10 protein-coding genes and 1 pseudogene are annotated in these 11861 nt (G+C 60.5%); 9 read left to right on the forward strand and 2 right to left on the reverse strand.

All coding sequences use genetic code 11. The annotated features are described in order from the left end of the window. Positions 1 to 9 precede the first annotated feature (9 nt). Together AB4O41_RS20480 and AB4O41_RS20485 are read right to left on the reverse strand one after the other, a co-directional pair. Positions 10 to 1326 carry a bifunctional DedA family/phosphatase PAP2 family protein gene (locus tag AB4O41_RS20480; protein ID WP_460144433.1) on the reverse strand — a complete coding sequence of 439 codons (1317 nt, stop codon included), beginning with the start codon at positions 1324 to 1326 and terminating at the stop codon, positions 10 to 12. A 192-nt stretch (positions 1327 to 1518) separates the two neighbouring features. Beyond that, a complete protein-coding gene (locus AB4O41_RS20485; protein ID WP_460144434.1) occupies positions 1519 to 2217 on the reverse strand; it encodes a DNA-3-methyladenine glycosylase in 699 nt (232 codons plus the stop codon). Between the two features lie 189 nt (positions 2218 to 2406). Between AB4O41_RS20485 and AB4O41_RS20490 the strand changes: the two genes are divergently transcribed. The 9 genes and pseudogenes from AB4O41_RS20490 (at position 2407) to AB4O41_RS20530 (ending at position 11830) form a co-directional block, all read left to right on the forward strand. Continuing rightward, on the forward strand, positions 2407 to 3678 hold the full coding sequence (locus AB4O41_RS20490; RefSeq protein WP_460144435.1) for a glutamate-5-semialdehyde dehydrogenase: 1272 nt from the start codon (positions 2407 to 2409) through the stop codon (positions 3676 to 3678). Position 3679: 1 nt separating this feature from the next. Next, the gene (gene nadD, locus AB4O41_RS20495; protein WP_460144436.1) at positions 3680 to 4369 is read left to right on the forward strand and encodes a nicotinate-nucleotide adenylyltransferase; all 690 of its coding nucleotides are present in this window, start codon (positions 3680 to 3682) and stop codon (positions 4367 to 4369) included. A gap of 72 nt (positions 4370 to 4441) precedes the next feature. Continuing rightward, the gene (gene rsfS / locus AB4O41_RS20500) at positions 4442 to 4936 is read left to right on the forward strand and encodes a ribosome silencing factor (protein ID WP_367373085.1); all 495 of its coding nucleotides are present in this window, start codon (positions 4442 to 4444) and stop codon (positions 4934 to 4936) included. 9 nt (positions 4937 to 4945) lie between these two features. Further along, positions 4946 to 5413, forward strand: coding sequence for a 23S rRNA (pseudouridine(1915)-N(3))-methyltransferase RlmH (rlmH, locus tag AB4O41_RS20505; RefSeq protein ID WP_460144437.1), 468 nt, complete (start codon positions 4946 to 4948; stop codon positions 5411 to 5413). A gap of 10 nt (positions 5414 to 5423) precedes the next feature. After that, positions 5424 to 7319 carry a penicillin-binding protein 2 gene (gene mrdA, locus AB4O41_RS20510; protein WP_460144438.1) on the forward strand — a complete coding sequence of 632 codons (1896 nt, stop codon included), beginning with the start codon at positions 5424 to 5426 and terminating at the stop codon, positions 7317 to 7319. A 31-nt stretch (positions 7320 to 7350) separates the two neighbouring features. Then, complete coding sequence (gene rodA / locus AB4O41_RS20515) at positions 7351 to 8454, forward strand: rod shape-determining protein RodA (protein ID WP_460148389.1); 1104 nt, start codon at positions 7351 to 7353, stop codon at positions 8452 to 8454. A gap of 17 nt (positions 8455 to 8471) precedes the next feature. Continuing rightward, positions 8472 to 9482 carry a lytic murein transglycosylase B gene (mltB, locus tag AB4O41_RS20520; protein WP_460144439.1) on the forward strand — a complete coding sequence of 337 codons (1011 nt, stop codon included), beginning with the start codon at positions 8472 to 8474 and terminating at the stop codon, positions 9480 to 9482. Beyond that, positions 9482 to 10490, forward strand: a pseudogene (locus AB4O41_RS20525) (septal ring lytic transglycosylase RlpA family protein). The gene mltB and the pseudogene AB4O41_RS20525 overlap by 1 nt, the downstream one beginning before the upstream one ends. Positions 10491 to 10672: 182 nt before the next feature. Further along, entirely contained in the window at positions 10673 to 11830 is a 1158-nt protein-coding gene (locus AB4O41_RS20530) for a D-alanyl-D-alanine carboxypeptidase family protein (protein WP_460144440.1), read from the forward strand. The last annotated feature ends 31 nt before the right edge of the window (positions 11831 to 11861 follow it).

Genomic DNA, 11861 nt, shown 5'->3' on the forward strand with positions numbered 1-11861 from the left:
GTTCGGACTTCAGTACGCGTATCTCAACATCGCATGCGGCATGTGCCTCAACGCAAAGAAACCGAACAATGCCACCAACGATGGCAACACCAGCCACCATATTTTCGGCGGCATGGCGTTGAGCGGAGTCTGGCGTTGAGTCAGCCATAGGCTAGCCGCGCACACGCACGCCGCCAGCATTGCGCCGGCCAGTACATCGGTGGGCCAGTGCGCGCCCAGGTACACCCGTGACAGGGCAATCGTCAGCGCCGGCAAGCAGCCCACCAATAACCAGGTCAGGCGCATGCGCGGTGGTTGTCCGCGACCGGCAAGCACAGCGAGTGTCAAGAACAGCGCGAAAGAGCCTGAGGCGTGGCCGCTGGGCATGCTGTAGCTGGTCAGTGGATCACTCAGCACTTCCGGGCGCACACGGGCGAAAAAGTGTTTGGTCGCAGTGTTGCCCAGCGCGGTGAACAGCAGGGTGCCGCCAGCGAAGATCGCGTGTCGCCATTGTCGTGTCAGCAACAGTAAGACTGTCAGCAGGGCGCTGAGCATAAGCATGTTGCGGAATTCGCCAATCAACGTGAACACCACCGCCACTTCATCGAGCACCGGGCTGCGGTGTTCCTGTATCAAGGTCATCAATCCTTGGTCGACGGCGGTCAGGTGCGGGTAGCCGATGAACAAGCCGATCAGGATCAACAGGCTCATGCTGCTGATCCAAATGGTCGCCCGGCGATGGCGGCGCAGGCTGCTGTTTGCGCTCAGGCCGACCATCACCGCAATGCTGCCGGCGACAATCCCGGCTTCAAGCCAGAAACCTTCCGGCAATGGCAAGCGGATCGCCGCCCCGGTGGCCCAGCCCGGCAGGAGATAGGCGAGGCTCCAGCCTGCGGCAGCCAACAGGCTGACGACGGCGAAGCGCGGGAATGGCATGTCGCACATCCCGGCGACCATTGGCAACATTGGCCGCAGCGGGCCGATAAAGCGTCCGACCAACAGGCTGGCGATGCCATAACGCTGGAAATAAGCCTCGGCCCCGGCCATCCATTCCGGATGATGGCGCAACCCCGGCAGGCGCCGGATGTTCTGGTGGAAATGTCGCCCTAAAAAATACGAAACGATGTCGCCCAGCACGCCGCCGAGAAAGCCCATCAATAGCGTTTCACCCAATGACAGCGCGCCACTGCCGGCCAGCACCGTCACGGCAAACAGCAACACCGTGCCGGGCACGATCAATCCGACAATCGCCAGGCATTCCATACAAGCCACTACGAACACTGCCGCGGCCAGCCATTGTGGATTGACCGTCAACCAACCGGTCACGCTATCGAGCCATGGGCCCATAAAAACAACTCCATCTGATTCAATTAGCCCTTGGTGGGCGAACACAATTTCAACAACATCATAAAACCCTGTGGGAGCGGGCTTGCCCGCGATGGCGCCGGGACAGTCAGCATTAATGTCGACCGGTAGGGCCCTATCGCGGGCAAGCCCGCTCCCACAGGGATTCTCGTTTACCTGTAGCCCGGGCACGTCTCAGGACAACAAAAAATAATCTCGACCTTCGACTTGCCCTCGGCGCAGCGGGTTGCGCGTGCAGTAAAGTGCGTAAGCCGCATCAATAAAGCGGTACATCAAGTGTTCGTCGCGCCCGTGGGGAATGCCCAGGCGTGTGGTCTGGATGATATGGCCGGGCGCGGGCCCGACATCTTCCACCAGCAGCACTTCATGGTCGAAGCGCTTGGCATCCCAGACCGGCACCTTCAGACCCAGCGCCTTGCAGAGCAATGTCTGCCCGGCACACAGCTTTTGCGAGGGACGAGGGCGGCCCTGGGCATCGGGATTGTTCAAAAGCATTTGCGCCAGGCTTGCCGGCCCGCTCAATTCATCAACCCATGGATAGGCGGATTTGATCAATACCGCATTGCCCGGCCCTTGGGCACTGAAGTTCAGGGAATCGCCGCCGCGGGCGTAATACATATAGATGTGGCCGCCATCCAGAAACAAAGCTTTACGCTTTTCTGTGTAGCCCAAGGAGGCGTGGCTGCCTTTTTCTTCGCAGTAATAGGCTTCGGTCTCGATGATCCGGGCGCTGAGCCAAAGGTCGCCAACCCGATGACGGATGATTTTGCCCAGTAAATCCCGGGCCAGCGTTTGGGCATCGCGGTCGAAAAATGCATCCGGCAACCCCTTGGGCTGGCGCGTAGTGGATGCAGAAGCAGGCAGGTTGGTCATGATGAACAGCGTTTATCAGGGCTGATTGAGTCGTGATGATAACAATATGCAGCTTAATCACGGCTGAACGTCGGCAAATTGCGCTCCATTTCGACCATCCGCCTGTCACCGCTGTTAGTCCCGGGACGCGACAGCTATAATCTGCCGCTTTACTCTTTACCAAGACCTTAGCAAAGACCATTGCAGACCATGACTGAGTCCGTTCTTGACTACATGACCCGTTTGGGTCGCGCCGCCCGCGAAGCTTCCCGCGTGATCGGCCGTGCCAGCACCGCGCAGAAAAACCGCGCCTTGCAGGCGGCTGCCACTGCGCTGGACGCTGCGCGCGCCGAGCTGACGGCAGCCAATGAACTGGATTTGGCTGCCGGCCGCGCCAATGGACTCGAGCCTGCTCTGCTGGAACGCCTGGCACTGACTCCGGAACGCATCGACGGCATGATCGTCGGTTTACGCCAGGTCGCGGCACTGCCGGACCCGGTGGGTGCGATCCGCGACATGAGTTATCGCCCTTCTGGCATCCAGGTCGGCAAGATGCGCGTGCCATTGGGCGTGATCGGGATCATCTACGAATCTCGACCGAATGTGACCATCGATGCCGCCAGCCTGTGCCTGAAGTCCGGCAACGCCACCATCCTGCGTGGCGGCTCCGAGGCGATTCATTCCAACCGTGCGATTGCCGCGTGCATCCAACGTGGCCTGGCCGAGGCTGGTCTGCCTGCCGCCGTGGTGCAAGTGGTTGAAACCACCGACCGTGCCGCCGTTGGCGCGCTGATCACCATGCCGGAATACGTCGACGTTATCGTGCCCCGTGGTGGCCGAGGCCTGATCGAACGGGTCAGCCGCGATGCCCGCGTGCCAGTCATCAAGCACCTGGACGGCATCTGTCACGTCTACGTCAGTGCCCACGCCGATCTGCCGAAGGCCCAGCGCATTGCGTTCAACGCCAAGACTTACCGTTATGGTATCTGTGGCGCCATGGAAACCTTGCTGGTCGATCAGTCCGTCGCCAAGGAGTTCCTGCCATCGATGGCTGCCCAGTTCCGCGAAAAAGGCGTCGAGCTGCGTGGTTGCGAGCGTACCCGGGCGATCATCGAGGCCGTTGCGGCCACCATCGAGGACTGGCACACCGAATACCTGGCGCCGATCCTCTCGATCCGCGTGGTCGACGGGCTGGATCAGGCCATCGAGCACATTAACAAGTACGGCTCCCATCACACCGATTCGATCGTCAGCGAAAACCTGGCTGACACCCGGCGTTTCGTGGCTGAAGTCGATTCGTCTTCGGTGATGATCAACACCCCGACGTGCTTCGCCGATGGCTTCGAATACGGATTGGGTGCCGAGATTGGCATTTCTACTGATAAGCTGCACGCCCGCGGTCCGGTGGGCCTCGAAGGTCTGACCTGCGAGAAGTACATCGTGGTCGGTGACGGGCAGTTGCGCGGCCAGGAGTCGGTCTGACTTGGGCGACTTCGACCCGTCAGCCCAAGTGACCGCCAGCGCGCCGCAGCCTCGACGCATTGGCGTACTGGGCGGGACCTTCGACCCGGTGCACATCGGCCATTTGCGCGGTGCGCTGGAAGTCGCCGAATCGCTGGCGCTCGACGAGTTGCGTCTGACACCCAGTGCCAGGCCGCCTCATCGGGGCACGCCGCAGGTGTCGGCGAAGGACCGTCTGGCGATGGTCAAGTGCGCGGTGGCCGGTGTGCCACCGTTGGTGGTGGACGCCCGTGAGTTGCAGCGGGACAAACCGTCCTACACCATCGACACCCTGGAACTGATGCGCGCCGAATTGGCCGTCCCAGACCAGGTTTTTCTACTTTTGGGCTGGGACGCATTTTGCGGCCTGCCCACTTGGCACCGCTGGGAAGAGTTGCTCCAGCATTGCCACATCCTGGTGCTGCAACGCCCGGATGCCGACAGCGAACCGCCGGATGCCTTGCGCAACCTGCTGGCAGCGCGCTCGGTGAGCGACCCGCTGGCCCTCAAAGGGCCGAGCGGACAGATTGCATTCGTCTGGCAGACGCCGCTCGCGGTATCCGCCACCCAGATCCGTCAACTGCTGGCCAGCGGTAAGTCGGTACGTTTCCTGGTGCCCGACGCGGTCCTGGCCTACATCGATGCGCACGGGCTTTACCGTGCGTCGAACTGAAAAAGGGTGCGCTTCAAGGCACGTGAATGCGTGTAGCGAAGCGCCCGAACATACGAGCTAAACGAGTTTTATATGACTGACAAAGACGTAAGCAAAGTAAAGCGCAAGGGCACGTTCAAGAGCGCCCCACTGCCAGTAGAGGCGCCAACCGGGCCGGAGCTGCGTGGCGAAGAGCTGGTCAAGGTTGCCGTAGCAGCCCTGGAAGACGTCAAAGCCCAGGATGTTCTGGTGATCGACGTTCGTGAAAAGCAGAGCATCACTGACTTCATGATCATCGCTACCGGTACGTCCAACCGCCAGATCGGCGCGATGCTGGATAAGGTCCGCGAGGCGGTCAAGGCCCAGGGCGTCAAGCCGTTGGGTGAAGAAGGCAAGGGCGACAGCGACTGGGTGTTGCTGGACATGGACGACGTCATCGTGCACATGATGACTGCCAGCGCTCGCCAGTTCTATGACCTGGAGCGTTTGTGGCAGGGTGCCGAGCAGAGCCGTGCCGGCAGCGCCGCGCATCACAGCCCGGAAAACACCCATGAGCATTTCATCAAGCTCAACAAAGACCAGCAATAAGGGACCGCTGTGCGACTGCGACTGATCGCCGTCGGTTCACGCATGCCCAAATGGGTGGAAGAAGGCTGGCAGGAATATGCCAAGCGTCTTCCGTCCGAGCTGGCGCTGGAACTGGTGGAAATTCCGCTCAACACCCGCGGCAAGAACGCCGACGTGGCGCGCTTCATCCGTCAGGAAGGCGAAGCCATGCTGGCCAAGGTCGGGCCGAATGAGCGCATTGTCACCCTCGAAGTCCACGGCAAGCCCTGGAGTACCGAGCAACTGGCGGTCGAACTCGATCGCTGGCGGCTGGACTCGCGCACGGTGAATTTCATGGTCGGCGGCCCCGAGGGGCTGGCGCCGGAAGTCTGTGCCCGGGCGGATCAACGCTGGTCGTTATCACCGTTGACGTTGCCGCACCCACTGGTGCGGATTCTGATCGGCGAACAGCTGTATCGTGCCTGGACAGTGTTGTCCGGCCACCCTTACCACAAGTAGTTCTGCCCTCATGTCCCAGCCGATCCGCATCAAGGACCACGAAAAAGACGCCCGTCTGGTGCGTGGCCGCGTCGTGTTCGGGGCCATTGCGGTGGTGACGCTGATTGGCGTGCTGATCGCGCGGTTGTATTTCCTTCAGGTGATCCAGTACGAGTACCACTCGACCCTGTCGGAAAACAACCGCGTCCATGTGCAGCCGATTCCGCCGACTCGCGGGTTGATCTTTGACCGCAATGGCGTGGTGGTGGCCGACAATCGGCCCAGCTTCAGCCTGAGCATGACCCGTGAACGCTCCGGCGACTGGCAACAAGTGCTCGATGTGATCGTTGAGGTGCTGGAGCTGACGCCCGAGGATCGGGTGATCTTCGAGAAGCGCATGCGTCAGGGGCGCCGACCGTTTGAGCCGGTGCCAATCCTGTTCGAGCTGACCGAAGAACAGATCGCCCGCATCGCGGTGAACCAGTTTCGTCTGCCGGGCGTGGAAGTGGTCGCGCAGCTGGTTCGTCACTATCCGCAGGGCGCGCACTTTGCGCACTCGGTGGGATACATGGGGCGGATCAACGAGAAAGAGCTGAAGTCGCTCGATCCGGTGAGTTACAGCGGCACCCATCAAATTGGCAAAACTGGCATCGAGCGCTTCTACGAGCCCGAATTGCACGGTCAGGTCGGTTACGAAGAAGTCGAGACCAACGCCCGCGGCCGCGTGCTGCGGGTACTCAAACGTACCGAACCGATTTCCGGCAAGGACATCGTCCTGAGCCTGGACATCAAATTGCAGGAGGCCGCCGAAGCTGCACTCGGCGGTCGCCGTGGCGCGGTGGTGGCGCTGGACCCGAAAACCGGCGAAGTGCTGGCGATGGTCAGCCAGCCGAGTTTCGACCCGAACCTGTTCGTCACCGGCATCAGTTTCAAAGCCTATTCCGAGTTGCGCGATTCCATCGACCGGCCACTGTTCAACCGCGTGTTGCGCGGTCTGTACCCGCCGGGCTCGACCATCAAGCCGGCGGTGGCGATTGCCGGCCTGGATTCGGGCGTGGTCACCGCATCGACCCGGGTCTACGACCCTGGTTACTACCAACTGCCCAACTACGATCACAAATACCGCAACTGGAACCGTACCGGCGACGGCTATGTTGATCTGGACACGGCGATCATGCGGTCCAACGACACCTACTTCTATGACCTGGCCCACAAGCTGGGGATCGATCGGCTGTCGAGCTACCTGGGCAAGTTCGGCATCGGCCAGAAGGTTTCCCTGGATATGTTCGAAGAGTCGCCGGGGCTGATGCCAACCCGGGAGTGGAAACGCGCGACCCGTCGTCAGGCCTGGTTCCCGGGCGAAACGCTGATTCTGGGGATTGGACAGGGCTATATGCAATCAACACCCCTGCAACTGGCCCAGGCTACGGCGCTGGTGGCGAACAAGGGTGTCTGGAACCGTCCGCACCTGGCCAAGACTGTCGAAGGCGAGCGGCCGAAGGATGAAAATCCGATGCCGGACATTGTCCTGCGTGACCCGTCGGACTGGACCCGGGTCAACCACGGGATGCAACAGGTTATGCATGGCGCCCGCGGTACGGCGCGCAAGGCATCGATCGGCGCTCAATACCGGATTGCCGGCAAAAGTGGTACGGCTCAGGTGGTCGCCATCAAGCAGGGCGAGAAGTACGACCGTTCCAAGGTTCAGGAGCGTCACCGCGACCACGCCTTGTTCGTCGGTTTCGCGCCGGCCGACAACCCGCAAATCGTGGTGTCGGTGATGGTCGAGAACGGCGAGTCCGGTTCCGGCGTAGCCGCGCCGGTGGTGCGTCAAGTCATGGACGCCTGGCTCCTGGATCAGGATGGTCGACTGAAAGCCGAATACGCCAGCCCTATCAGTGCGGAGGCTACGGCCCGTGAAGAATAATTTCGATCGCATGCTCTCCAGCGAGGATGTGATGCGTCGCCGCGCAACGCTGTTGCAACGCCTGCACATTGACGGTCCATTGCTGATCCTGCTGCTGACCCTGGCTGCCGGCAGTCTGTTTGTGCTGTATTCGGCCAGCGGCAAAAGCTGGGATCTATTGGCCAAGCAAGCCACTTCCTTCGGCATTGGCCTGGTATCGATGATCGTCATCGCCCAGTTCGAGCCGCGCTTCATGGCCCGCTGGGTGCCGATCGGTTATGTGATTGGCGTGCTGTTGCTGGTGGTGGTGGATGTCATGGGCCACAACGCCATGGGTGCCACGCGCTGGATCAACATTCCCGGGGTGATTCGCTTCCAACCCTCGGAATTCATGAAGATCCTGATGCCGGCGACCATCGCCTGGTACCTGTCCAAGCGCACCTTGCCGCCGCAGCTCAAGCATGTGGGCGTCAGTCTGTTCCTGATCGGGTTGCCATTCATTCTGATCGTGCGTCAGCCCGACCTCGGTACTTCGCTGCTTATCCTGGCTGGCGGCGCGTTCGTTCTGTTCATGGGCGGCCTGCGCTGGCGCTGGATTCTCAGCGTGATTGCCGCGGCTGTGCCGGTGGCGGTCGGCATGTGGTACTTCATCATGCACGACTACCAGAAGCAGCGAATCCTCACCTTCCTCGACCCCGAGAGTGATCCGCTGGGTACGGGCTGGAACATCATTCAGTCGAAAGCGGCCATCGGTTCCGGCGGCGTGTTCGGCAAAGGCTGGCTGCTCGGTACCCAGTCGCACCTGGACTTCCTGCCGGAAAGCCACACCGACTTCATTATTGCGGTAATGGGCGAAGAGTTTGGCCTGGTAGGCATCTGCGCACTGTTGCTGATTTATCTGTTGTTGATCGGTCGTGGACTGGTGATTACCGCCCAGGCGCAGACATTGTTCGGCAAATTGCTCGCGGGCAGCCTGACCATGACGTTTTTTGTTTACGTTTTCGTCAACATCGGTATGGTCAGTGGCCTGTTGCCGGTTGTGGGGGTGCCGTTGCCGTTCATTAGCTACGGAGGCACTTCGCTGGTGACGCTACTGTCAGCGTTTGGGGTTTTGATGTCGATCCATACCCATCGCAAGTGGATCGCACAGGTTTGAATAAGGTGAAGATTTCAATGCAAGTAATGCGTGGCTGGGCGGCTCGATACGCGCCATGGGTCGGCCTGGTAAGCATCCTTGGTGCCGCGCAGCAAGCGTTGGCCGGCGATTACGAAGGCTCACCCCAAGTGGCCGAGTTCGTCGGTGAAATGACCCGCGACTATGGCTTTGCCGGTGAACAGCTGATGGGCGTGTTCCGCGAAGCCGAGCGCAAGCAATCGATTCTGGACGCCATCTCCAAGCCCGCCGAACGGGTTAAACAGTGGAAAGAATATCGCCCGATGTTCATCACCGACGCGCGCATCGCCCGTGGTGTGGACTTCTGGCGTCAGCACGAAGCGGTCCTGGCTCGTGCCGAACAGGAATACGGCGTGCCCGCGCAGGTGATCGTCTCGATCATCGGCGTCGAGACCTTTTTTGGTCGCAATACCGGCAATTTCCGGGTGATCGATGCTTTGTCGACCCTGGGTTTCGACTATCCTCCCCGTGCCGAATTCTTCCGCAAGGAATTGCGTGAATTCCTGCTGCTGGCTCGTGAGGAACAGGTCGACCCGTTGACCCTCAAAGGCTCCTACGCCGGGGCCATGGGCTTGCCGCAGTTCATGCCGAGCAGTTTTCGCGCCTATGCGGTGGATTTTGACGGTGACGGCCACATTAATATCTGGAACAACCCGGACGATGCCATCGGTAGCGTCGCCAGTTATTTCAAGCGTCATGGCTGGGTGGCCGGCGAACCTGTGGTCAGCCGCGCCGATGTGCGTGGCGATCAGGTAGACGAGGGTTTGACCGCAGGCATCGAGCCGACGAAAACCGTCGGGGAGTTGCGGGCGCTGGGCTGGTCGAGTCATGATGCGCTGCGCGATGATATGCCGGTCACGGCTTTTCGCCTGGAAGGTGACAATGGCCCTGAATACTGGATGGGCCTGACGAATTTTTATGCGATCACGCGTTATAACCGCAGCGTGATGTACGCCATGGCGGTACATCAACTGTCTGAACAGCTGGTCCAAGCACGGGGCGTCAAGTAATGCAGGCATTGCCTATGAATAAACCCCTGAAGCTCATGGCATTCGCCGCGTTGGCGGTGCTGGTCGCCAGTTGTTCGACCAGCCGTTCGCCGACTCAGAAGTCTCCGACCGCCGTTCGTTCGGCACCTGGCCTGGATATCAACCGGGCTCACAAGGATGGCGCACCTTGGTGGGACGTCGACGTTTCGCGCATCCCGGATGCCACGCCAACCCTGCACAGTGGTCCTTATAAGGCCAACCCGTACACCGTGCTGGGCAAGACTTACTTCCCGTTGCAGGAATCCAAGACCTACGTGGCCTCGGGCACTGCGTCCTGGTATGGCACCAAGTTCCACGGTCAGAACACCGCCAATGGTGAGGTTTACGACCTGTACGGCATGAGCGCCGCGCACAAGACCTTGCCACTGCCAAGTTACGTTCGGGTGACCAACCTGGACAATAACAAGAGCGTGATCCTGCGAGTCAATGACCGTGGGCCGTTCTACTCGGACCGAATCATCGACTTGTCCTATGCAGCGGCCAAGAAGCTCGGCTATGCCGAAACCGGTACCGCGCGGGTCAAGGTCGAAGGCATCGACCCGCAGCAATGGTGGGCACAGAAAGGTCGTCCGGCGCCGTTGATGCTCAACGAGCCGCAAGTGGCGCAAAATGCCGCGCCCACCGTGACGGCCTCCACCGGCACCGTCGAGCAATGGACGCCACCTCCGCAGCAACACGCCGCGGCCGTTGTGCCCGTGCAGATCGATGCAAAAAAACGCTTCTGTACCAGCCTCTGGCCAGTATCTGCAGGTGGGCGCGTTCGCCAACCCGGACGCTGCAGAACTCCTGAGATCGAAGCTCAGCGGGATGGTGAGCGCTCCGGTGTTCATCAGCTCGATCGTGCGTAACCAGCAGACACTGCATCGGGTGCGCCTGGGGCCAATCGGCTCGCCAGGTGAAATCCAGCAGGTACAGAACAGCGTGCGGCTGGCCAACCTCGGTTCGCCGAGCCTGGTCAGCGCCGAGTAATACGCAGTAGTTGATTGACGGTTCGCTTGCAGTTTGGGGGGCGAACCGGGTTGTTGGCTCGTTGAAGAACAAAAGCCCGGCAAGGGTTGCAGAGTGAGCAACTGAACACGCGACAGCTTTTTAGAAAGTTGTCTGATTAGTTTTGCCTTAGGGCAGTTTCCATTAGCGATTTCGAGAGACGGATGAATATCACCACCTTTGCCAAACGCCTGTGCCTGCTAGTCCCGCTGCTCCTCTCGCCTGCCGCTTTCGCGGTCGAGATGATGCCGTCGCCACCGCAACTGGCCGCCAAAGCCTACGTTCTCATGGACGCCAGCAGCGGCAACGTGCTGGTGGAGAACAACGGTGACCAGCGTCTGCCGCCGGCCAGCCTGACCAAGCTGATGACCGCGTACATCGCGACCCTGGAAATCCGTCGCGGCCAGATCGGCGAGAACGATCCGGTGACCGTCAGCGAAAACGCCTGGCGTACCGGCGGTTCGCGGATGTTCATCAAGGTCGGCTCGCAGGTCACCGTCAACGACTTGCTGCATGGCATCATCATCCAGTCGGGCAACGACGCCAGCGTAGCGCTCTCCGAGCACATCGCCGGCAGCGAAGACGCCTTCGCCGACCTGATGAACAAAACCGCCGCTGACCTGGGCTTGACCAACACCCACTTCATGAACCCGACCGGCCTGCCAAACCCTGAGCACTACTCGTCGGCTCACGACATGGCAGTGCTGGCTCGCGCGATCATTCACGAAGACCCGGCTCACTACGCGATCTACTCGCAGAAAGAGTTCTTCTGGAACGGCATCAAGCAGCCTAACCGCAACCTGCTGCTGTGGCGCGACAAGACCGTCGACGGTCTGAAAACCGGTCACACCGACGAAGCCGGCTACTGCATGGTGTCTTCGGCCGTACGTGATGGCATGCGCCTGATCGCCGTGGTGTTCGGTACCAACAGCGATGTAGCCCGCGCTGCTGAAACCCAGAAGCTGCTGACTTACGGTTTCCGCTTCTTCGAAACCCAGACCTTCTATCAGAAAGGCGCCGAGCTGGCTCAGGCACCTGTCTGGAAAGGCACCACCAATCAAGTCAAGGCCGGCCTGGCTCAAGACCTGACCATGACCCTGCCAAAAGGCCAGCTGAAAAAGCTCGCCGCCAGCATGACCATGACCCCGCAACTGGTCGCACCAATCGCCAAGGGCGATGTGATCGGTAAAGTCGAAGTGAAACTGGACGACAAAGTGGTGCACAGCGCCGACCTGATCGCTCTGGACGCGGTCGACGAGGGTGGTATCTTCCGCCGCATGTGGGATAGCATCCGTCTATTCTTCTACGGCTTGTTCAACTGAATTAGTGTGGACCTGCATGGCCCTGTTCCAA

The organism is Pseudomonas sp. S2_A02, assembly GCF_054668495.1.

Coding starts and splice junctions, on each gene's coding strand:
- AB4O41_RS20480 (WP_460144433.1), bottom strand. CDS start 1,326: ATGGGCCCATGGCTCGATAGCGTGACCGGTTGGTTGACGGTCAATCCA.
- AB4O41_RS20490 (WP_460144435.1), top strand. CDS start 2,407: ATGACTGAGTCCGTTCTTGACTACATGACCCGTTTGGGTCGCGCCGCC.
- rodA (WP_460148389.1), top strand. CDS start 7,351: ATGCGTCGCCGCGCAACGCTGTTGCAACGCCTGCACATTGACGGTCCA.
- mrdA (WP_460144438.1), top strand. CDS start 5,424: ATGTCCCAGCCGATCCGCATCAAGGACCACGAAAAAGACGCCCGTCTG.
- rsfS (WP_367373085.1), top strand. CDS start 4,442: ATGACTGACAAAGACGTAAGCAAAGTAAAGCGCAAGGGCACGTTCAAG.
- AB4O41_RS20530 (WP_460144440.1), top strand. CDS start 10,673: ATGAATATCACCACCTTTGCCAAACGCCTGTGCCTGCTAGTCCCGCTG.
- AB4O41_RS20485 (WP_460144434.1), bottom strand. CDS start 2,217: ATGACCAACCTGCCTGCTTCTGCATCCACTACGCGCCAGCCCAAGGGG.
- mltB (WP_460144439.1), top strand. CDS start 8,472: ATGCAAGTAATGCGTGGCTGGGCGGCTCGATACGCGCCATGGGTCGGC.